The sequence below is a fragment of the Sporolactobacillus shoreae genome, assembly GCF_004684935.1.
GTDB lineage: Bacteria > Bacillota > Bacilli > Bacillales > Sporolactobacillaceae > Sporolactobacillus > Sporolactobacillus shoreae.
This window is the reverse complement of sequence record NZ_SRJD01000012.1, coordinates 67650-88078: the sequence shown is the minus strand read 5'-3', so window position 1 is coordinate 88078 and position 20429 is coordinate 67650. Positions and strand designations below refer to the sequence as shown.

Annotated in this window: 25 protein-coding genes; 20 read left to right on the top strand and 5 right to left on the bottom strand. The window is 39.7% G+C overall.

Annotated elements, in window-relative coordinates; all coding sequences use genetic code 11:
* The first annotated feature begins 35 nt into the window (after nt 1–35).
* The 4 genes from E4665_RS11285 to E4665_RS11270 all read left to right on the top strand — a co-directional run bounded on the left by E4665_RS11285 (nt 36) and on the right by E4665_RS11270 (nt 3595).
* Nucleotides 36–863, top strand: a complete 828-nt coding sequence (locus E4665_RS11285) for a GNAT family N-acetyltransferase (protein ID WP_135348892.1) — start codon at nt 36–38, stop codon at nt 861–863.
* 108 nt (nt 864–971) lie between these two features.
* On the top strand, nt 972–1826 hold the full coding sequence (locus tag E4665_RS11280; protein ID WP_135348891.1) for a DUF2785 domain-containing protein: 855 nt from the start codon (nt 972–974) through the stop codon (nt 1824–1826).
* A gap of 118 nt (nt 1827–1944) precedes the next feature.
* Nucleotides 1945–2808: a PhzF family phenazine biosynthesis protein gene (locus E4665_RS11275; protein WP_135348890.1), complete on the top strand. Its 864-nt coding sequence runs from the start codon at nt 1945–1947 to the stop codon at nt 2806–2808.
* 64 nt (nt 2809–2872) lie between these two features.
* Nucleotides 2873–3595: an SDR family NAD(P)-dependent oxidoreductase gene (locus E4665_RS11270; protein ID WP_135348889.1), complete on the top strand. Its 723-nt coding sequence runs from the start codon at nt 2873–2875 to the stop codon at nt 3593–3595.
* 47 nt (nt 3596–3642) lie between these two features.
* Here the strand turns inward: E4665_RS11270 and E4665_RS11265 are convergent, their stop codons facing one another.
* Genes E4665_RS11265 through E4665_RS11255 form a run of 3 tightly spaced genes read right to left on the bottom strand, consistent with a single transcriptional unit; the run spans nt 3643 to nt 5289 of the window.
* Nucleotides 3643–3762, bottom strand: coding sequence for a nuclear transport factor 2 family protein (locus E4665_RS11265; RefSeq protein WP_135348888.1), 120 nt, complete (start codon nt 3760–3762; stop codon nt 3643–3645).
* Entirely contained in the window at nt 3759–4307 is a 549-nt protein-coding gene (locus E4665_RS11260; RefSeq protein WP_135348887.1) for a GNAT family N-acetyltransferase, read from the bottom strand. The genes E4665_RS11265 and E4665_RS11260 overlap by 4 nt, the downstream gene beginning before the upstream one ends.
* Nucleotides 4308–4362: 55 nt before the next feature.
* On the bottom strand, nt 4363–5289 hold the full coding sequence (locus E4665_RS11255) for a helix-turn-helix transcriptional regulator (RefSeq protein WP_135348886.1): 927 nt from the start codon (nt 5287–5289) through the stop codon (nt 4363–4365).
* A gap of 641 nt (nt 5290–5930) precedes the next feature.
* Here E4665_RS11255 and E4665_RS11250 point away from each other — a divergent pair.
* The 9 genes from E4665_RS11250 to E4665_RS11210 all read left to right on the top strand — a co-directional run bounded on the left by E4665_RS11250 (nt 5931) and on the right by E4665_RS11210 (nt 12938).
* Nucleotides 5931–7400, top strand: a complete 1470-nt coding sequence (locus E4665_RS11250) for an ATP-binding cassette domain-containing protein (RefSeq protein ID WP_135348885.1) — start codon at nt 5931–5933, stop codon at nt 7398–7400.
* A 119-nt stretch (nt 7401–7519) separates the two neighbouring features.
* Nucleotides 7520–8005: a GNAT family N-acetyltransferase gene (locus E4665_RS11245; RefSeq protein WP_135348884.1), complete on the top strand. Its 486-nt coding sequence runs from the start codon at nt 7520–7522 to the stop codon at nt 8003–8005.
* Between the two features lie 25 nt (nt 8006–8030).
* On the top strand, nt 8031–8639 hold the full coding sequence (locus E4665_RS11240; protein ID WP_135348883.1) for a dienelactone hydrolase family protein: 609 nt from the start codon (nt 8031–8033) through the stop codon (nt 8637–8639).
* 37 nt (nt 8640–8676) lie between these two features.
* Nucleotides 8677–9384 carry a YjjG family noncanonical pyrimidine nucleotidase gene (locus E4665_RS11235; protein WP_135348882.1) on the top strand — a complete coding sequence of 236 codons (708 nt, stop codon included), beginning with the start codon at nt 8677–8679 and terminating at the stop codon, nt 9382–9384.
* 35 nt (nt 9385–9419) lie between these two features.
* Complete coding sequence (locus E4665_RS11230; RefSeq protein WP_135348881.1) at nt 9420–10190, top strand: HAD family hydrolase; 771 nt, start codon at nt 9420–9422, stop codon at nt 10188–10190.
* Nucleotides 10191–10239: 49 nt separating this feature from the next.
* Nucleotides 10240–11094, top strand: a complete 855-nt coding sequence (locus E4665_RS11225; RefSeq protein ID WP_135348880.1) for an ABC transporter permease subunit — start codon at nt 10240–10242, stop codon at nt 11092–11094.
* The gene (locus E4665_RS11220) at nt 11095–12099 is read left to right on the top strand and encodes an ABC transporter permease subunit (protein WP_135348879.1); all 1005 of its coding nucleotides are present in this window, start codon (nt 11095–11097) and stop codon (nt 12097–12099) included.
* 67 nt (nt 12100–12166) lie between these two features.
* Nucleotides 12167–12484: a divalent cation tolerance protein CutA gene (gene cutA, locus E4665_RS11215; protein WP_135348878.1), complete on the top strand. Its 318-nt coding sequence runs from the start codon at nt 12167–12169 to the stop codon at nt 12482–12484.
* 100 nt (nt 12485–12584) lie between these two features.
* Nucleotides 12585–12938 (top strand): GNAT family N-acetyltransferase, encoded by a 354-nt coding sequence (locus E4665_RS11210; RefSeq protein ID WP_241654830.1) that lies wholly within the window; start codon nt 12585–12587, stop codon nt 12936–12938.
* 164 nt (nt 12939–13102) lie between these two features.
* On the opposite strand, the gene E4665_RS11205 is transcribed toward E4665_RS11210, so the two are convergent.
* Nucleotides 13103–13888: an alpha/beta fold hydrolase gene (locus E4665_RS11205; RefSeq protein WP_174845483.1), complete on the bottom strand. Its 786-nt coding sequence runs from the start codon at nt 13886–13888 to the stop codon at nt 13103–13105.
* Between the two features lie 160 nt (nt 13889–14048).
* On the opposite strand from E4665_RS11205, the gene E4665_RS11200 reads away from it, so the two are divergent.
* Complete coding sequence (locus E4665_RS11200; protein ID WP_135348877.1) at nt 14049–14744, top strand: alpha/beta hydrolase; 696 nt, start codon at nt 14049–14051, stop codon at nt 14742–14744.
* Here the strand turns inward: E4665_RS11200 and E4665_RS11195 are convergent.
* Nucleotides 14695–15201 carry a GNAT family N-acetyltransferase gene (locus tag E4665_RS11195; protein WP_135348876.1) on the bottom strand — a complete coding sequence of 169 codons (507 nt, stop codon included), beginning with the start codon at nt 15199–15201 and terminating at the stop codon, nt 14695–14697. The genes E4665_RS11200 and E4665_RS11195 overlap by 50 nt on opposite strands.
* 351 nt (nt 15202–15552) lie before the next feature.
* Between E4665_RS11195 and E4665_RS11190 the strand changes: the two genes are divergently transcribed.
* From E4665_RS11190 to E4665_RS11165, 6 genes are all read left to right on the top strand, one after another.
* Nucleotides 15553–16005, top strand: coding sequence for a GNAT family N-acetyltransferase (locus tag E4665_RS11190; RefSeq protein ID WP_241654821.1), 453 nt, complete (start codon nt 15553–15555; stop codon nt 16003–16005).
* Nucleotides 16006–16138: 133 nt separating this feature from the next.
* On the top strand, nt 16139–16993 hold the full coding sequence (locus E4665_RS11185; protein ID WP_135348875.1) for an alpha/beta fold hydrolase: 855 nt from the start codon (nt 16139–16141) through the stop codon (nt 16991–16993).
* Nucleotides 16994–17067: 74 nt separating this feature from the next.
* Nucleotides 17068–17538: a GNAT family N-acetyltransferase gene (locus E4665_RS11180; protein WP_135348874.1), complete on the top strand. Its 471-nt coding sequence runs from the start codon at nt 17068–17070 to the stop codon at nt 17536–17538.
* 98 nt (nt 17539–17636) lie between these two features.
* Nucleotides 17637–18245 carry a transglutaminase-like domain-containing protein gene (locus tag E4665_RS11175; RefSeq protein ID WP_135348925.1) on the top strand — a complete coding sequence of 203 codons (609 nt, stop codon included), beginning with the start codon at nt 17637–17639 and terminating at the stop codon, nt 18243–18245.
* 239 nt (nt 18246–18484) lie between these two features.
* Nucleotides 18485–19471, top strand: a complete 987-nt coding sequence (locus E4665_RS11170) for a S66 family peptidase (RefSeq protein ID WP_135348873.1) — start codon at nt 18485–18487, stop codon at nt 19469–19471.
* A 64-nt stretch (nt 19472–19535) separates the two neighbouring features.
* Nucleotides 19536–20417, top strand: coding sequence for an aminoglycoside 6-adenylyltransferase (locus tag E4665_RS11165; protein WP_135348872.1), 882 nt, complete (start codon nt 19536–19538; stop codon nt 20415–20417).
* Nucleotides 20418–20429 lie beyond the last annotated feature (12 nt).

Below are 20429 nucleotides of genomic sequence, written 5' to 3'. Positions count from 1 at the left end.
TAGTTGACGCATTAAAACACTTTGGAGGCAACTTGATGAGTATAAAAATAATTAATCCTCAAGAAGACCAATACGGAAATAGTAAAGAAAATATTTTTTTAGCCTTCGACGAGACAGAAAAATTTCTGGGAAGTTCATATGCGTATTCAACAATTAACTTTCATCAGACACATGAAACGCCTTACTTAATTATGATAAACGTCAGTTGTGCAGATGACTTGGAATTAACATTGAAAAATGTAGTCAGACAAAAGCTATTTGATAAAGTGCTTTCCAGAGCGAGAGAACTCCGGGAGCAAAGAGCGGATTTAAAGGCTAGAATATACGCTGGTTTTGAATATAACAGAGATAAATTGGATTTTTATATTACTAATGGATTTGACCCGGATTATAGCATTATTATGGAAGCAGATATTCCAACGAGTTTTACATATACCTTACCGAAAAATGTAAGAGTACAAGAATTAAAAATTAGTTCTGACAAAGAGTTTTTGGAATACAAGTCGATGTATGATGAAATTTTTGTGACGCCTCTTGATAGAGATGTATTTATAGAGCAAGAGAGTGAAAGGCATTTTAAAAACTTGTCCTTTTTTTCTGATGATAAGCTAGAAGGTGGATGTACTATTTTTGAAAAAGACGGATTGGGATACGTCGAAACACTATTTGTTTTACCCGAAAAGCGTGGGCAAGGATTATCAAAATGTATAGTAAAGTATATATTAAATTATTTTCTTTCAATTGGGATTGATAAAACAAGACTTGAGGTTTGGAATCTAAATAAACGAGCAGTGAAGCTATATCAATCCTTTGGTTATCATGAAATGAAAAAGAGCTTAATGTTTCCGGGGATAACCCTTTAATCAAATAATGAAGCACGTAGATGGTATGTTGTTGCACAGTATGTATTTTATTATACCAATAGGGTGTGTACAGTATCGCGTTAAATACGGTTAACTGAGGTGTCTGCTATGGAACTTAAAAATCGGTTGTTGGAAATTCAGAAGAATGGCTACGTTCTGCCGAAAGGACTCAGTGAATTTGAAGCGGTTCAGCTTGTGATGCGTTCGTTAAGTTCACCGGACGGGGAACTTCGTGATGCGTTGGGATATACTATACTGTCGAAATGGTTGGTGGAGGAACATCTTCTTAATGGTCGTCAATTAAAGGAAATTCTCAAACAGGCAGTTTCGGAAGATATGCTTTACTTCAAAATCGGCAAGTCAGAGAGTGATAGTGTCTTTCTAAGATCATTCTCTTCGCTGCTCATTGCGCTTATCCTATTTCGTGATAATCAGGAAAAATTCCTGAATAAAAACGAATTTCAAGAAAATATGAATCAATTAACACATTATTGTGAACTGGAAAAAGATTATCGGAGTTTCGTAGTTGAAAAAGGCTGGGCGCATGCTCCGGCACATATTAGCGATGCTCTTGATGAATGTGTCAGAAGCCGTTTCGCAGGTTTCAATGAATGCCAGGCGCTGTGGGGCAGTCTTCAAACGATGCTGCGGAATGCTCCAAACGTTTTTGATGCAGAAGAAGATGAACGATTCGCTATTCCTGTCCTTGCGATGGTCGAATTAAAAAAAGTTACTTTGGCTGATTTGTTTGGATGGCTGGAAAAAGTCGACATACAAGATCCTGAAGACATTCCTGTCTATTCCGCAGTAAATAGAGTGAACTTAACGAAAAGAGTAAACATGAAACATTTCATACGGTGCCTTTATATGAGAATGAAAGAAAAGTCATTGCTTGGAAAAGAACAAGTGGAGCAATTAATCCAACTTGAGCACAAATTTAATCCGTATTTCTACAATATCTAAAAATATTTTTTTCTGTACACAGGTAGAGGTATCTTTTTTTAAGGTCACAAGTGGATTTTTTAGATTTAGTTTGAACCTAAATTGGTGCAGATTAACTCGTGATAGGGGTGGGGCCTTTATGAATATTCAAGTATATACGCTCAGTGCTTTCACAAAAAATGGAAGTGGGGGAAATCCGGCCGGAGTCGTTTTAGATGGTGATTTACTCAAGAAATCAGAGATGCAGATTGTTGCTCGTAAAATTGGTTTTTCGGAGACTGCATTTGTTCAACACTCGAATCGTGCTGATTTTAAGTTAAGCTACTTCACCCCGAATAGCGAAGTTGATTTGTGTGGTCACGCAACCATTGCAACATTTTCCTTGATGTTCTCATTAAAGAGAGTACACGTGGGTTCATATAAAATAGAAACAAAGGCGGGTTTACTAGCGGTAACCATTTGTAATAACAATCAGGTGTATCTTTCTCAGGCACTTCCTGATTTTTATGAAAAACCAAATAAAGAAGAAATCATGCGTTCATTAAATCTGACCTGTTCGGATCTCGATCACAATCTTCCCATTGAGATCGTTTCGACCGGTCTAAAAGATATACTTGTCCCCATCAAAAATGTACATACTTTAAACAATGTCAAACCTGACTTTTCGAGAATTTCTGATGTGAGCAAAAAATATCGGGTTATTGGTTATCATTTGTTCACACTAAATACTGAAAATGACATGATTGCTTGCTGCAGGAATTTTGCACCCTTATATGATATTCCTGAGGAAAGTGCAACCGGGACATCAACGGGTGCACTGACATGCTATCTCTTTAAATATAATAAAATTCAAGGTAACGAGGTGTTATCATTCGAGCAAGGCTACAGTATGAAATGTACCTCGATACTCTTTTCAAAGTTAACCGTCAAAAATAGAAATATTACCCGTATAGAGGTTGGGGGAACAGCATCAAACGTTAAAAGGCAAAATATATCTTTTTAGCTTAAGCGATTTATGTTGCAGTCCGCGTTTTATACTATGCAAGTAAAATAGGGAGAGATGATCGATGCAGCTTGAGGGAAAAGTAGCGGTTATTACAGGAGCGGGGAGGGGAATTGGTAAAGCGATCGCCCTGGCTTATGCTGACAATGGGGCTTCAATTGTTTGTGTAGCCCGTACTGAGAAAGAAATTCAAGAAGTTGCAGAACAGATAGAGAACAAAGGCGGAAAAGCACTAGCCATTCCCACAGATGTGACAAATTTAGAATCAGTTAGCATTATGTTCAAAAAAGCTCATGAAAAGTTTGGCAGCATAGATATTCTCGTTATCAATGCAGGTGTAAACAAAGACAGAAATTTGGTGGAGGAAAGCCAGCCAGAAGACTGGATAGAAACGATCAATGTAAATTTAATAGGTGCCTATAACTGTGCTCATGCAGTGATCCCGTTTATGAAATTAAATGGTGGGAAAATAATAACAATAGGTTCAGGCAGAGGACACAAAGGTGCTCAGGGTGGTTCAGCATACGCATGTTCAAAAGCCGGATTATGGATGTTAACGCGGGTTTTAGCTCAAGAGCTGTGGAAGTATCAGATAAGTGTAAATGAGCTTATTCCAGGTCCTGTCAACACATCGATGGACAACAATGAGAAGTCAAGCGTTTTTAATATAGAGAGTGAATGGACAAAAGAACCTGAAGATGTGACTCCTTTGGCGCTTTTCTTAGTGACGCAGCCCGACGTGGGACCGACAGCTCAAAGTTTTAGCTTAATGAGAAGAGATAATTAAGCAATACTACAAAAGGAAAACTTTTTTCAACTGGATGTGTTCTAGAATTAATTGGGTAAGGGGCTAAGATGTTCGTGAATGAGGAGCCATTTATCCGCGTCTCTGACAAAGATATTTGTAGCTCTACCATGACCACTTGCATAGTTTCCATTGATATAGCCCTTCACAAATTCTCTTTCCGGGCATAGTAATGTGCTTTTTCAAATGAAATAGGTGTATATCCCATCCGGGTTAATGATAAAATGCGCTCCTTTGCAGTCGGAATGGCCTTTGTAAGGATGCAGGTCACGTCAAAATCTTCATAAAAATGCCGATTGGCAATTTCCAAAATGCTTTCGATAATCTGTCGGTTTTCGTGGTCACTTCGCAGATCAATTCGCAACACGCCATGTGAACCAATGCAGGCCTCTGTTCCTCTGTTGAACATTTCAATGGAACCGATTTTTTCTGAAGAGTCATTTTGAATCACAGTCCAGCGCACAAACCATTTTGTCTGATAAGATCTGTTCCAGAAATTAATCTCACTTCTCATCTGTTCCGGTGTTGTATAGTGGAAATTGTCGGGGCAATTATCCGCGTTGAAAAAAGGAACAGCTTTTTCGTCCGAATAGCATTTTAACAATTCTTCCGCGTCATCAAGAGTCGTCTGTTTTAAACTCACAGCCTCAGTATGGTAGACCGGGCATTCCTCATAGACATTTTTATCGCTCATCGTAATTCCTCCTTGTTTTTCTCTAGAATAGCAGGAGAACTACGACAACGTCTTGTCATAGTTTATTATAAAGCTGCAAAATATCCATACATTTATCGCAAAGTCGTTCCTTCAGGCTTTCCGGCTCAATAATTTTTACAAGATTTCCAAGTGAAAGCAATGTGCCAAACCAAAGCTGCTCATTTTTGGGCAGATGCAGCTTCAGAATAAAATCACCATTTTCATCTTGTGACTCAACGACACCTTTCAGGTATTCAATGGCCCGTACTTTGACTTCCGCTTTGCACAGAAGACGGATATCCATATACTTTCTGCCGCTCGTTTCTTCATATCGCTTTAAAAGATTCTCCGCAGGTTCATGCTGAAGCGACATTTTCTGGTTGGTCACGTGAATTTTTTCCATACGGATCAATTTATACAGCCGATAGTCCTCATTTGTGAGTGAATAGGCAAGCAGGTACCAGGCGTACCATTTGTAGGTCAGAACAATGGGCTCAACCGTTGGTGTGGACAGACGGTTCTCTGAATTTGTGTACTTGAAGGAGATGACACTTTTTAAGACAATGGCTCTTTCCAGCATTTTTAGTTGGTGGTTGGTTTCATTGCCTTCTTTTAAAACACCGAAATCAAGAAAAATAGTTGAATTTGATTTTTGATGCGGAGACAACGAAATCATTTTCTCAAGCGTGTCGTCAACCTTGGGGCTGTCATAAGCGGAGGCCAGCCCCCGCAAGGCAGTAATGATAAATGAGTAGTCCGTTTGCCCCGCAACCTGCCGTTCCATTTTAAAACTATCAAGAATTTCGTACCCGCCGCTCCTGCCTTGATTGGAGAAAATCGGAATTCCTGCCTGACAGAGCGTGTCTATGTCACGCTGGATGGTCCTGAGAGAGACTTCAAATCTTTCGGCAAGTCCCTTTGCACTGACCCTGCCATGATTTAATAAAAAAATGGTTATGCCCAGCAATCGATCAATTTTCATATAGACGCTCCAATGTATAAGCTATCAGTACTAGTTTACACTGTTCTGAATAAAAATGGCTTCGTATGATTGGCAAGCCTCAGATTGAACGCTTCACTTAAAAAATCGTCTCTCCATCTTTTGAATCAACAAAAGGAAATATAGCAATAAACCGTGAGTGCCTGAAGATGAAGGGAGATCTTCCTTTCAAAAGGTGGGAATTTTATTCAATAGTGAGGCTGTTTCGATTAACATATACTACATTGATAACCTGGTTGACTTCAATTATGCCAGATGTATAATGAGGCTAATAAAAACTGAAGGGATTGAGTAAGCACAATGATTTTTTGATCCTATTTTCAAGAAAAGTTTCGTTATGAATTGCGGAATTTTTTCTGATAGGATACAAATCTGTGCTTTTTTAAATCAATTCGCACAAACTGGTTCCCTATTCAGAAAAAATACTTTTCTGGATAGGATGGATTGTGTTTCTACATCATGTGAGTGATCATTACTTTATTTGCGCTGTTGATAAAGTATTCTCATACCTCCTGTTCAGAAATGGACGGGAGGTTTTTTGTGCGCTTTTTCGGCTGTCCGTTATCAATTGAAACGATTTTACGCGTTTATTATCAAATAATGCTAGAGCGAGGCGATGTACAATGTATCAGTTAATGAGACTTGTTTCAGGTAGGACAGTATGGCTTAACTTCATTTGCAAATTGATCAATAAACTTATTTTTCTGTGTTTTCCGATCGTTGAGATGCAGCTGATTGATGCGCTGGTTCAAAGAAATTTGTCGGGCATTCTCTTTTATACCTGGATATCGGTTCTTTTCTTTTTTCTCAGCCAGGGATCAAACTATGTAGTGGATTTGGCTGATGGGTATGCGACAAAGGAAGCCTGGATTTCAATCTATACCAGACTGGATCAGAAGCTCAGAAATCTGGATATCCGGCACAGTGATTTGACTGATGGTAGCCTGCAGCAATTTATGGGCCAGAACTATGAACTCGTTAAGCAGTTCATTACCAATGTTCCGATCACGATCATTATCAATGCGCTTTACATTGTCGGGATTATCTGCTGTATGCTTACCATTTCTTTTCCTATTACCTTAGTAGTCGTCATTGCCATGCCAGTGTTTCTTCTATTCTCACAGAGATTTGAGAAGAGAATGACAGTTAACGCGAAGCGAAATGTTGAAGATATGGAGCAGATGAAAGACTATGAGTCCGACCAGTTTCACCTGACAAAAGAAGAACGATTTTTAAAAGATAAGCAGTTACCGCCTGTGAATCATTTTTTTGTATCGTACATCACGCATATGAAGAAAAAGATTAGGACGGAAGCGATTTTTGACAATATTCTATCCTATGGCATGCTGAATGCCATCATTTTAATCGGCACGTTAATGAGCGCCTTTTTTGTTTACCGCGGCAATATGACGATCGGCGCTCTGTCTGCCATTCAGCTTTACACATCACGTTTCTGGGATCCGGCTGAATTCTTTGCAACGATCCGAAAGCAATACTTATCGACCAAACCGATTATTGAAAGTTTCAATCATATGCTTAATCTTCCAGTTATTGATTTTCATAGAGAATCGATTCAATCGCTTGAGATAAAAAATTACATCAGTCTCGATTCTGATGGAAAGGAGCTCCATTCGGCAATTAGCCACGTCTTTCAAAGGGGTGCGGTGAGTCTGATTCGCGGGGACAACGGCGCGGGAAAGACAACATTGATCGAATCCATTCTTGGCCTGTGTTCTCGATATAAAGGAGAAATTCTGATTAATCACCGACCTGTCAATCGGCAGCTGGCAGATATCGTCTACATCCCTGCAGACCCATATATCAGCACTCATGGCGTTTTGTCTTACAAGAATGGATCCTATGGTCAGAAGAAATTAACTCAGATCCGGCATGATCTTCAGACGGATAAGAGTGTTTACTTTTTTGATGAACCGACAAATTTTCTTGACACAGCAAATAAAGAATCGGTAATCCGCCTGATCAATGATCTTGCTGAAAAGGATAAAATAGTGATTGTGATATCCCATGATCCATTTTTTGAAGATTTAGGGAACAAATCAGAATTAGTAGTGAGTAAAACGGATAAATGGTAAAAAAATGCTACGGATATCTATGGATTCGTTTATAATATTCAGTATTAATTTTATTATTCTGTTTCAGTACATAACGTGCCCTTGATGTCACCAATTAAGGAAGAAGGGATGTTTTCTTAATGGATCTCCAGATCATCAAAATTTCCAAAGCAAAAAAGGATGTATTAAGCCATCTTATGCAGTTTTACTTCTATGATTTTTCGGAATATAAAGGGCCAGATGTACTGGAAAGCGGGCTGTATGGCTCCTACTCCTATTTTGATGATTATTGGATGGATGAGGCACACCGTTTTCCCTTCTTTATTATGACGGACGGAAAGTACGCTGGATTCGCATTGGTAAGGTACATAGAACCCGCAAATCAGTTCCCTTATTATTCGATCGCTGAATTTTTCATTATGAAGAAATATCGGCGACAGGGCCTGGGCAGAGTGGCTGCAACAACTCTGTTCGATGGGCATAGGGGCTGTCACTGGGAAGTATCCCAGGATGAGAAAAATGTTCCTTCACAGTTGTTTTGGAATCGTGTGATTCATGAATATACGGGGGGATCATTTACTGATCGGCAGGAAAATGGCAGAAGAATACAGGAGTTTTTGAACTGATGGATCAGATGATAGAGGAGGAACCATGTTTGCATATACTAAAAATCGTAAAAAGCTTGTCATTCTCGTCCATGAAATTTACGGTGTCAATAAACAGATGTGTTCTTTTGCTCAGTGGCTGGATCACCTTGGAATAGATGTCGTCTGTCCCAACTTGCTTTCCAGAAAATCACCATTTGAGGAATCACAGGATCAAGAAGCCTATCACTATTTTATGGACTACGTGGGATTCGAAAAGGGTGCTGCTGCAATTAACCGGATCATTGATCAGTTTCAAGATAAGTATGACGCCATTTACCTTATGGGTTTTAGTGTCGGGGCAACCATTGCCTGGATCTGCAGTGCGCAGAACACTTCTCTTAGTGGAGTTATTTGTTTCTACGGCTCAAGAATTCGCGATTACGATCAGCTCATCCCCAAATGCCCGGCGACGTTACTTTTTGCAAGCGATGAAAAATCCTTTGACGTCAATGACTTCATCGTTAAATTAAAAAACAGAAATTATAAAAATGTTGCTCTTTACTTATTAGATGCGAAACATGGGTTTGCGAACCCTTATTCTGAGCATTTTAATAGCCAAGCTTACCGGCAGTCCCTCGTTCTGGTGCAATCGGTGATCAAGCCTCTGAGATAACGGATTCCAATACTTTATAAGAAGGTGTTATCGGGAGATGACCCTAAAAAGATATGATGATATTCTGTTCGATGCGGACGACACACTGTTTGATTATAAAAAGGCAGAAGCGGCCGCGCTTAAAAAAACATTAGCTTATTTTGGACATGAGTACACTCATGACATCCAGACAGAGTACAGATCGATTAATCAGAATTTGTGGAATGAACTTGAATCGCAAAAAATAACTGTGGCCGAGCTGCAATTTGAAAGATTCAAGCTTTTATTTGCAAAGATAGGAATCAGAGAAAATGCAGACGAGTTCAACTCGCATTACTTGAATGAGCTGGCTGACGGTGCACAATTGATTACTGGTGCTCGGCAGTTATGTGATGACTTGAGTCAGTCCTGCAGGCTGACCATTGTGACCAATGGAATTTCCAGGACACAGCGCCGAAGATTTGAAAAATCAGTGATTCATAAGGATTTTGCGGCTCTATTTATTTCTGGAGACATTGGATTTCAAAAGCCGCAGACGGAACTATTTGATTATGTATTTAACGCTTTGAACATCTCTGATAAAAACAGGGTGCTGATGGTCGGTGATAATCTATCAACGGACATTCTTGGTGGCATTAATGCGGGAATTGAGACTTGCTGGTTTAATTGTAATGAGGTGGTCAATCAGACGAAGATTAAGGCAAATTTTGAAATCCGGTCGCTGGATGAGCTTCGCAAGATCGTTTTTCCTGATCAGATAAGATAGAATGATTGAAAAGTACATAGACAAGAGATGACAAAATGGAAATACGAATGATTGTGACGGATCTTGATGACACTTTGTTAAACCATCAGAAAATGATATCTGACTATACCGCTGATATTTTAAATCGCTGCCATCAAAAAGGAATCGGGCTTGCCTTTGCGACCGCACGTCCGGAGCGTACACTCCAACTTTTTCAAAGAAAAATCAAATGTGATTATGTTATTTCGAACAATGGAGCCACCCTGTCACACAACGGTAAAAATATCTATAACCAAAATATTTCAAGACAAATGACTAATGAACTGCTCTCAGACCTCATTTCTGCGGAGGACATAACCTGCATCACCGTTGAAGCAGGAGATTGTCTCTATACGACTTATGAAGGGACATCGTGGGAAGAAGAGTGGAAGCCTGTCTATAATGATTTTAAAACAAAACTGAAATTTGATACACCCAAAATATCAGTCGAATGCCGTAATGGTGAAACACTGCAATCCATTTTAAAAAAGTATCCGAGGCTTCGTCTGGTATCCAATTATGGCGAGGACTGGTATCAAATCGTAAGCCAAAATGCATCAAAAGTAAACGGAATTGCAGCAATCCTGAAGGAGACCCATTTAAGTTTTTCCAGCGTTGCAGCGTTCGGAAATGACTTCAATGACATCGAGATGCTTCAGAAGTGCGGTACTGGGGTGGCCGTTTCTAATGGAATAGATCGGGCTAAAAGAGCTGCAAATTTTATATGTGACAGCAATGAGGATAATGGTGTTGCCAGATGGATTGCGGCTCATGTCATAGGTCAATAAACAGTGTGTAAGATGCTTGGAATCTTTAGCTGAGAGGAGCATTAGAACTGTGGTGATTAAACAAAGTGTCAGACTTATTGCAACGTTGATCGGAATTCTTTTCGTTGGCTGTCTGCCGGCTCTTTTTCGAGGGCTGAATCTCAGTTTTTCTAATTATTTTGGCCAAATGGGTGATGTGCTCGTTCAAGTATTACACCCCGGCCAGATTGGCTTTCAGTATGAAGGAAGAATGTATCCCCTGTTTCCGGGAATTCTGAACCCGTATTTCTACTCTATGAAAATCTTTTTTGCGGCTCTGATTTTTTCTTTTTTGTTAGCTCTTGCAGGTACATATATTACTTTTTTTCTACCCCAATGGCTTCGGAAAACCGTTCTGTTTCTTGCTTTTATTGGTGAATCGCTTCCGGATATCTTTATTATGGTCGTTTTTCAAATGATCATCATCCTGATTTATCAAAAAACCGGATTGCTCCTGTTGAATACTTCCGAAGGATTTAACCAGCAAGTCTTTTTCCTGCCTGTGCTCTGCCTCTCTATTTTGCCTGCCTGTTTCTTTTATCGAATGATGATGGTTGCAGTCGGAGAACAAATGGATATGGACTATATTACTGTGGCAAAGAGCAAGGGCCTGGGGGGCTGTCAGTTACTGTTCAAGCATATACTTCGTAATATCGCAGTGCCAGTGCTCTCCTATTCCAAAACAGTTGTCTGGATGCTGCTATCCAATCTAGTCATCTTGGAATTTGTTTTTGGGATGCAGGGGCTGATGACCTTTATCTATAATAATCCGACGCCGCTTGTTTTCACTGTTTCCCTGTTTCTTATTTTTATCCCTTTCTATTTTCTGTATACATTTTTCTCCATCCTGATACGGAAACTGACCGGGAGAAGGGTGGTGATCTGATTGATAAGACGTCTTATGAAACGACCCATGTTCGTCATCGGTTTTATTTTTATTTGTGGGTTGCTTGTTGCCAGCATCTTGTACAGTCTGATATGGCACGATCATATTCCGGAAAATCTCTTTCTGATTCGTAACGGTCAAATGGTCAAACCCGCTCCTCTGTCCCCACTTGAAGCTCCTCCATTAGGAACGGATATGCGCGGCAATAGTCTGGCTGCTATGCTTCTGATCGGTGCCAAGTTTACGTTAGGGATCGCCTTTATTATCACCTTGATCCGTTTGTCCTTTGCTTCTTTTTTGGGCTGGATTTATGGCATGTATCTTTACAGATTCAGAAGAACAATTACCGGACTGCTTGACGGGATGCACTATATTCCGGTGACGATTTTAGCTTTTGTTATTCTCGCCCCTGTTCTTAAGCCAGATATTATGACCGAAATTTATATGTATTCACGGACAGAACGGGAGATTGCGGAAATCATTATTATTGCGGCCATCGGGATACCTGTAGCGGCACTGGATATCGGTAATCTGATTGGGGAAATCAAGCAACGCGATTTTATCACCAGTGCCAAGGTTCTGGGTGCCAACTCCCTGCAGATTTTCTGGAATGAAATCAGACCTCATTTTATTCCGAAATTCAGCCTGATTTGTATCCAGCAATTAATTCAGGTGATGATTCTCTTGGCTCATTTGGGCGTACTCAGCCTCTTTTTCGGAGGAACCATTTTACAGGGAAGGGGAAGTTCTATTCATTCAGTATCTGATGAATGGTCAGGCCTGATTGGTCTTGCTTTTCAGGAAGGACAGGCAACAACAGAACCCTGGCTTTTTTTCGCACCGGTCATTACGTTTACACTGGCTATTCTTGCCTTCAGCTTCATGCTGGAAGATGTTAAGAAGGTGATGGGGGAAAGAGGTGGGACTGTTCAGAAAAAAGTGAGGGATAAAAAGAGTGCCGTACCCACGGACAAAGAAACAAACTTTGACTTTCTTAATCGCTGACTGTTGCCAGCCCTCTGAATCATGAAGGTAGCTGTAGAATTTATAGAAGCGGAGCGGAGATCCAGAAATGAAATGTGATGTCTGTAAAATAGAAGTCCTTATCCCGGAAGCGTACATTGTTCCTCTTCGAGATAAATTAAATGAGTTAGGTATATTAAAAGTCGGTAAGTACGATCATGTGATTTCCTACTCAGAGGTGAGAGGATATTGGCGTCCCTTAGAAGGTGCAAGCCCTTATGATGGAGAAATTGGGAAAATTTCTTCCGGAACGGAATGTAAGATGGAATTCAGATGTCCCTATGATGCGGTCAATGAAGTGAAAAAAGTCATTCAAAGTGTTCATCCATATGAAGAACCGATCATTAATGTATTGCCGCTCCTGTGATTTTATGTAGGCGTTTTACGTGAATTTGTAGTCCGTGTTTAATGTGGCGAAGACGTATACTGAACAAAGAAAAAAGGTTGAAGGAGAACATTTCGTGACGATGACTCGTTTAAGTAATGAATCAGTGAACGCAAAAGAACTTAATGAACTTCTTGCAACGAATCATTGGGATGTCCATCCAATTGAAAACTTAGAAAGGGCAATAGAATCATCTTGGGGAAATATTTGTGCAAGAAATGAAAATAGGAAATTAGTAGGTTACGCAAGAATCTTATCCGACGGGATTCGTCATGCTTACATATGTAATGTTATTGTTCACCCTGATTATCGAAAACAGGGAATTGGAACAGCAATAATGAATGAATCTCTTAAATTGTTGAGAGAAAACAATCTGTATCCCACTTTAGTTGCGAGTCCCGGCAAGAAAAGTTATTATGAAAAAGCTTGGTTTTGAGACGGAGAGCAGTGGATTCACTGCTCTGTGTATCCGTAAACCCTTTTGAAGATCTATGTGTATTTCTGCAATAATAATCAAAATGGATCAACTTTACTGTGATTTTTAAACACTTTATTATCACAATAAGATACTTTATGCTGATGTGTGGTGATTTTTAGAAATCATTTTACTCGGGATCCATTTTGAGAACGAATAAATTGCTTGATCAAAACGTTTAATTCATGGGCTGCTTTCGTTGGAATTTGATGTTTGACGTCCCGAATCCATTTTAATTCATTATGAGGCAGCTTCTCGTACAATAATTGGGCGTAACGGAAAAAGCCCTGATCTTTGAGACCATAAACTAATAAAGCAGGGGTTTTTATTTTCTCCAACTGGTTCGTACAGTTATAGGTCAAACTGTACCGATAATACTGTTCAATGTTTTTAGGGCTTCCCTTTCGCCCTTCCTTTACCATTTTCCAGAATGAGGATCTGGTATTCATATTTGTTCCGAATATATAAAGTGATAACAACGACGTGGCTTTAAGCTTGATAAGGGTCATCGCAATATTAATTTTATTTATTAGCGGCTGATCGCTGATCTCAGAAAGCCCGCTGATCAGGATTCCGCCGTATGCCCGGTCTGCATGTGACAGGAAAAATTCCAAAGCAATGGATCCGCCTGTAGAATAGCCGCAAATAAATGCCCTTTGAATTTTTAGATGATCCAACAATTGCTTCATATCTTCTGCAATTAGCGGATAGGTCAGGGGCTGTTTGGAAAAGGAACTTCTTCCATGCCCGCGTATATCAAACGTAATAATCTGAAAGTACTTCGATAATTCCTTCATCTGATTCACAAAATTAAAATGAGTAAGCAGCGGGGGATGAACAAAAAGGATGGGAGTCCCCTGACCTTGAACCGTATAATAGAGCCTGCAGCCGTTCACCATGAAAAAAGGCACATCTGATCACCTCAACCTGTCCATACTAAGGAGTATAAAGTCATATTTATTCTTCCCGATTTCTCTACCTGTATCCGAATGAAAACATGCTTTCAATCCTATTTGGAATGATTTTGCCACCATCACTAAAGTTGATCCATGTGGTCAAAGGAGTGCTGTCATGAAGGGGGAGTTATGTATTATTATTCATGGGTTCGCGGGAAATCTTCAGGAAATTGAGCCATTGGCACACGCCCTGTTAAAAATGGATTACGAGGTCATCACTCCTTTATTGCCCGGACACAGCATAGACAAAAGGAGGATGGAGAAGGTCACTGCGCTGAATTGGCTGGAAACGATTGAAAAGATGATCAAACGTGCAATCGAAGAGGGCAAACACATTCACCTGATCGGTTTTTCCATGGGGGCAATGATCGCTTCAATCATGGCTGATCGTTATAAGATAACGACCTTGGTTTTGCTTTCTCCGGCGGTATATGTGCTGACACCCCATGTATTAAGGATGAGGCTGAGGGAACTTTTTCATTCCTTAGTATTGACGGACCGTTCAGTTCGTGGTGATCAGTTATTCATCCGTTCGATCCCCATACATAATGTCTTTCAATTTCATAAGATCGTCCGTCAGGCAAAATCGATTTTTCGGCAAATTTCTGTTCCGATCTGTATCATTCATGGCCGGAATGACGAGACGGTGGACCCGAAAAGTTCCGAATGGATTTTTCGAATTGTTTCATCAAAAGATAAAGAACTGCATTATCTTTCACACTCAAGGCATCATATTTGCTTGGGTTCCGAGAGCGGCAGCGTTATCCAAATGGTTTCTGAGTTTTTGGAAAAGCATCATTTAGAGCATTAAACGATAAATCATATTCAAGATAATTGCCCCCGTCTTTAAATCCAAAGCTGTGATAGAGCAGTTTTCCCATATTGGATGCTGTAATGGTCACTTTACCGCAATGTCTCTTTTGAGCTTCATCAATAACGGACTTTAATAGTTTTGTAGCAATTCCCCTTCGGCGATAAGGCGCTAAAGTATGCATGCATGAAAGGGTTCCAACATAGCCGGATGGATTTCCATAGTAAGGGGGCCTTTGGCTGAATGACATACCGCTTGTGGCAATCATTTTTCCATCGTCAAGAGCGATCCAGGACACAAAGCTGCCGTCTTCAAGACTTTTTTCAAAATAATCGGTTAACGGCCTTGTTATGTCGGCAGTTGGTACAGCACCTTCTTCAAGCAGCTGAAGTTTTCTCATTTCAACAAATTCCGGAATGTCTTTATTTTCAAGTCTTCTGAACAGAATAGTGCTCATCATGATGGCCTCTTTTGTTATGTAATGAGTTAAATATCACAAAAACAATGGTTGTCGAAGAAAACTTTTTTATGTTTCTCAAAGAATTGCTCCATTAGCATGGCTTATCTGATCAATAATGTTATTCCAGTCGTTAAGTTTGAACCGCTATCTTTTCTCATTTTAAGCTTTATCCAGCATAATGTCTGCAATCGAAAGAACAAAATCAGTAATCTAAGAAACACTAAAATATTTTCTTTATTGATGTGATGTAAGTGACAGATGTTAAAAATGGATTAATGAAAGTTATAATGAAGAATAGACGGAAACCACGACTTATTATTCACGTAATCGAAACGGGGGAATAATAACTTGAAGTCAATTAGAAAAATGGAACTGGATGAGTTCTATAAGTGCACCAACATTTGGGATATGAAAATGCAACAGAAATTAGCTGATAAATTCTATAATGAATTGATTGCCGGAAACAGAATTACATTTGTTTATGTAACGAATAATGAACTTATTGGTGAGGGATCTTTGGTTTTTGATATGAATGATTCAGATTATACAATAAAGAACAAACGAATTTATTTATCCAGATTAATAGTAAAAGAGGAATATAGAAATAAAGGAATTGGAAGTCAGTTTGTCAACTTTCTTATTGATTATGCCAAAAATTTAGGGTATCAAGAAATATCTATTGGAGTAGATATAGATAACCTCGTTGCAAAAAATTTGTATCGGAAACTTGGATTTACTGAGGTCGTGTATCAAGGTAAAGACGCGTATGGTGAGTATCAAAAACTTCTCAAAAAAATCTAAATTGTTTTTACTTCACAGTTCATATTTAATCTGTAACAGACGGAATCTGTGCCATGAATCCATAAAATGTGCAAGACAAATTGATGATCACTACTGTTCTGACAAATCTTAAATACGGCAAAGAGGCGCGATAATGGGGGAAACGAAGGTTTATAGAAATATTGCTCATCTGAAGAGTATAGACATGTTTTATTTTGATACTAAAACTGATGGGCCAACCATTCTTTGTCTTCATGGAAGATGGGGTAGAGCAGAAACCTGGTCTGATTTTATCCAACACTATGGCAAACAATACAGAGTCATTGCTCCGGATCAGAGGGGACACGGATTAAGCAGTAAACCGTTAGCGAAGTATACGTCTGCAGAAATGGCTGAGGACATCATTGAATTGCTGGATTCTTTAAAGATCGAATCAGTTATATTGGCAGGGCATTCCATGGGAGGATCAATAGCAGCATATTTAGCGGCAGTATATTCGAAGTACATAGAAGCAGTGGCTATTCTTGACAAATCCGCAGCAGTTGACACCTTTTTACCAGAACCTGCAGAGCACCAAAAATTACCGTTAAATGAACTTAGAGATCCTTTGACAAAAGACTGGCCATTACCGTTTTCCAGTTTAAGTGAAGCCATGCGTTTTATAAAACAAAGGATGAACTCCGATATAGGTTACCAATATTTCATGAATAGTCTGGAGGAAACTGTAAGGGGCTATCAGATGATGTTCAGTTCTCAGGCTATGGCTGCTAATATTGCCTATGATGAAAACTGGTTCCATTTGCTGCCCGGTATCAAATGTCCGACGCTGTTAATCAGGTCAGGAAGCCATGAAGCTGTTCCGGACGAAGATTTCACAAGAATGCAATCAGTGATTTCAAATTGCATGGCCCATGAAATGTCAGATCCCAACCACAATGTACATTTAAGTAACAAAGAAGAGTTTTATGGATATTTTGATGAGTTTTTAAGAAGCATTAAAAATAGGTAGGACGATTTCGAACTCCTTGCCCGGGCCTTTAACATTGGTGCCTGCCTAGGCACACTCAATCAGGTGAAAAAATAATGGAAATACGATCAGCCCATTTTGAAGATTTGGCCCAAGTGCTGAATATATTAAATACCGTTTCACAGGCTCTGAAGGAAAAGGGGATTAATCAGTGGAATGATCCTTGGAGGGCAGAACAGATAGTGGGGGAAATAGAGAACGGACAGGCTTTTGTTCTGCTCAATGAAAAAAATGCTATCGGCACTTTTTTTATCCGAGAAGTAGATAGGATCAGTGAATGGGTTGTTGAACCACACAGTATGTATTTAAATAAGATAGCCATTTTACCTGATTATCAAGGAAAAAATATAGGGTCTCAAATCATTGAGTTTGCGGTGTCGTTTTCAAGGAACTTAAGAAAAGAGATTTACCTTGACTGCTGGGCCGGCAATGATAAATTGAAAACATTTTATTCTACCCATGGCTTCAAATATGTGAGAGATGTCCCTGAAGATAACTATTATATCAGCGTGTTTCAGGGTAAATAGTTGGCTCTATAATAGAAAAAATTTATTGCCCATGAAGCACCACAGATTCGTGCAATAATTTGGGTAATGTTTTCATGGCAATGAAAGGAGTGTTCGTGGTGCAAATAATCCCAGAATCACATCTTTTAACAGACTACATGGAAGAAAGCAGTCTAATAAATTATTCTCATCCTTCAATTATAGAGGTAGGGAAACTACTATTTGTGTCAGAACAATCTGAATTAGAAAAAGCAAAAACGGCCTTTGAATTTGTTCGAGATTGTATTTATCACTCTTGGGATATACACCATACTCGTGTAACATATCTTGCTTCAGATGTCCTTAAATGGAAGGAAGGCATATGTTATGCAAAATCTCATTTGTTAGCGGCATTACTGAGATCTCAGGGCATACCTACAGGCTTTTGTTATCAGAGACTCATGTTATTTGACACTCCCGAAAAGGGTTATTGTATTCATGCACTTAATGCAGTTTTTATCAAAAAATTAAACCGCTGGATTCGCCTGGATGCTCGAGGAAATAAAAAAGGGGTCAATGCACAATTTTCAACCGATCATGAGTTTTTAGCTTTTTCAGTCCAAGAATCTTTGGGTGAGAAAGATTATCCGATGATTTATTATCGTCCTCACCCAAAAACAGTGGCAACGTTACTACAAAATGATAATGCACTCAACATGTATCTTCACCATTTACCAAGTGAACTTTAACCTTTATGGAGACAATTTATACCTTTAGTTAGCATTACGCGGTATAAGGAAACTGCGCATTTTCCATTCTCTGATTAAATTTCTAGCAGAAATCGGTCATCGTGAAAAAATATCGGTCTTCCTGCAAATAAATCAGTCTTCGATAAAAAATATCGATCTTCCTGCAAATAAATCGCTCTTCACAGAAATAAATCGATTTTCAAAGGTATAAACACTATCAAAAAAGAAGTGAAAAATAAATGTTGAAACTGAAAAAGGGCGATAAAATCGGGATCTATTCGCCCTCGTCACCCATCACGGTGACTTCTCCGAAACGCTTTGCACGGGCGAAAAATTTTTTACAAAATAAGGGTTTTGAAATTATCGAGGGCAGTTTGACCGGACAATCCGATCATTATCGTTCCGGAACCATTCAGGAAAGGGCGGAAGAACTGAATGCGTTATTGCGCGATCCTGATGTTAGAATGATTATGTCGACTATTGGAGGAACCAACTCCAACTCACTGCTTCCCTATCTGGACTATGATGCATTCAGAACTCATCCGAAAATCATGATTGGGTATTCCGATGTCACGGCCATACTGCTCGCCATTTATGCCAAAACCGGTTTCCCGGTCTATTATGGACCCGCCCTTGTTCCGTCTTTCGGTGAATTTCCACCCTATGTTGATGAAACGTACAGCGGCTTTGAACAGATATTTATGAAACAGCAGGAGTTTCCATATCGGGTTCCTAAACCCAAGTACTGGTCCGATGAGGGAGTTAACTGGGAGGAAAAAACGAGAGAAAAAGAGCGTCGAAACAATCGGTGGATCGGAATCAATGGAGGAAAAGCATCTGGAAGATTGATTGGCGGGAATCTCAATACGATGCAGGGCTTCTGGGGCAGTACTTATATGCCCGAAATACATAAGGGCGACATTCTGTTGATTGAGGATTCAATGAAACCGGCGGAACAGGTTGAAAAGAATTTTTCATTGTTAGCAGTGAACGGAGTCTTTAATAAAGTAGGCGGGATTTTGCTTGGCAAACATGAGCGATTTGATGACTCTGGAACAGGCAGGAAACCGCTCGATATCCTTATCGAGATACTGGAGGGCAGGAAAATCCCAATCATCGCGGATTTTGACTGCTGCCATACACACCCGATGCTGACAATGCCGCTTGGTGCTCAGGTTGAAATCGATGCGGATCACGCGTCTGTTACTATTTTAAAAGCTTGGTAAACATGCGGATTGAACATACCGACTCATTATCTGGGATGTATGATTTTCAAAAGGGAGTGTTATGATGCGGACGGAACAGGAAATGTTTGATCTCATACTGGGAGTTGCGAAGGGGGATCATCGGATCAGGGCCGTTTATATGAATGGCTCCCGAGCCAATCCTAATGCCAAAAAAGATATTTTTCAGGATTATGACATTGTGTATGTGGTTACTGAAACGGCTTCGTTTCTCAATGATGAGGGATGGATCAGAATTTTTGGGGATCCCATTATTATTCAGGAACCGGATAAACTGGACCAGATGCTAGGAAAAGATGTTGATTTCAAAAACAATTACATGTATCTGATGCAGTTTACGGACGGAAATCGAATTGATTTGCATCTTCAGACGATCGATGCACTTAAAGCGGAATATGGTTCAGATAAACTGACGGTTCCTCTGCTTGATAAAGACAACTGCTTACAACAGCTTCCGCCCTCCTCTGACAAAGATTACTGGGTGAAAAAGCCGACATATGGCCAATATATCAGCTGTTGCAATAACTTTTGGTGGGTCGCGCCTTATTGCGCAAAGGGGCTCTGGAGGCAGGAGATTCTCTACATGATTGATGTGCTGAATAGCTGGGTGCGGCCGGAATTAGTAACGATGCTACGCTGGCATGCGGGTATCAAAACAGATTTTAAAGTAAGCATGGGAAAAGCGGACAAGCTTTTAAAAGAATATTTGGATTCAGATACATGGACAAAACTGATGAAAACCTATGATTTGGGTGATTATGATACCTGCTGGCATGCGTTGTTATTAACCGGTGAATTGTTCGCGGAGTTCGCTCCTAAGGTTGGACATGTCTTTGAGTATGAATATAATTCAGACGAAGCTGAAAGAAGCTTTGCATTTATCAGGCATATCAAGACATTACCGAAGGATGCGAACGGAATTTGCTAAAATACGGTTTAA

Coding starts and splice junctions, on each gene's coding strand:
- E4665_RS11285 (WP_135348892.1), top strand. CDS start 36: ATGAGTATAAAAATAATTAATCCTCAAGAAGACCAATACGGAAATAGT.
- E4665_RS11280 (WP_135348891.1), top strand. CDS start 972: ATGGAACTTAAAAATCGGTTGTTGGAAATTCAGAAGAATGGCTACGTT.
- E4665_RS11275 (WP_135348890.1), top strand. CDS start 1,945: ATGAATATTCAAGTATATACGCTCAGTGCTTTCACAAAAAATGGAAGT.
- E4665_RS11270 (WP_135348889.1), top strand. CDS start 2,873: ATGCAGCTTGAGGGAAAAGTAGCGGTTATTACAGGAGCGGGGAGGGGA.
- E4665_RS11260 (WP_135348887.1), bottom strand. CDS start 4,307: ATGAGCGATAAAAATGTCTATGAGGAATGCCCGGTCTACCATACTGAG.
- E4665_RS11255 (WP_135348886.1), bottom strand. CDS start 5,289: ATGAAAATTGATCGATTGCTGGGCATAACCATTTTTTTATTAAATCAT.
- E4665_RS11250 (WP_135348885.1), top strand. CDS start 5,931: ATGTATCAGTTAATGAGACTTGTTTCAGGTAGGACAGTATGGCTTAAC.
- E4665_RS11245 (WP_135348884.1), top strand. CDS start 7,520: ATGGATCTCCAGATCATCAAAATTTCCAAAGCAAAAAAGGATGTATTA.
- E4665_RS11240 (WP_135348883.1), top strand. CDS start 8,031: ATGTTTGCATATACTAAAAATCGTAAAAAGCTTGTCATTCTCGTCCAT.
- E4665_RS11235 (WP_135348882.1), top strand. CDS start 8,677: ATGACCCTAAAAAGATATGATGATATTCTGTTCGATGCGGACGACACA.
- E4665_RS11230 (WP_135348881.1), top strand. CDS start 9,420: ATGGAAATACGAATGATTGTGACGGATCTTGATGACACTTTGTTAAAC.
- cutA (WP_135348878.1), top strand. CDS start 12,167: ATGAAATGTGATGTCTGTAAAATAGAAGTCCTTATCCCGGAAGCGTAC.
- E4665_RS11210 (WP_241654830.1), top strand. CDS start 12,585: ATGACTCGTTTAAGTAATGAATCAGTGAACGCAAAAGAACTTAATGAA.
- E4665_RS11200 (WP_135348877.1), top strand. CDS start 14,049: ATGAAGGGGGAGTTATGTATTATTATTCATGGGTTCGCGGGAAATCTT.
- E4665_RS11195 (WP_135348876.1), bottom strand. CDS start 15,201: ATGAGCACTATTCTGTTCAGAAGACTTGAAAATAAAGACATTCCGGAA.
- E4665_RS11185 (WP_135348875.1), top strand. CDS start 16,139: ATGGGGGAAACGAAGGTTTATAGAAATATTGCTCATCTGAAGAGTATA.
- E4665_RS11180 (WP_135348874.1), top strand. CDS start 17,068: ATGGAAATACGATCAGCCCATTTTGAAGATTTGGCCCAAGTGCTGAAT.
- E4665_RS11170 (WP_135348873.1), top strand. CDS start 18,485: ATGTTGAAACTGAAAAAGGGCGATAAAATCGGGATCTATTCGCCCTCG.
- E4665_RS11165 (WP_135348872.1), top strand. CDS start 19,536: ATGCGGACGGAACAGGAAATGTTTGATCTCATACTGGGAGTTGCGAAG.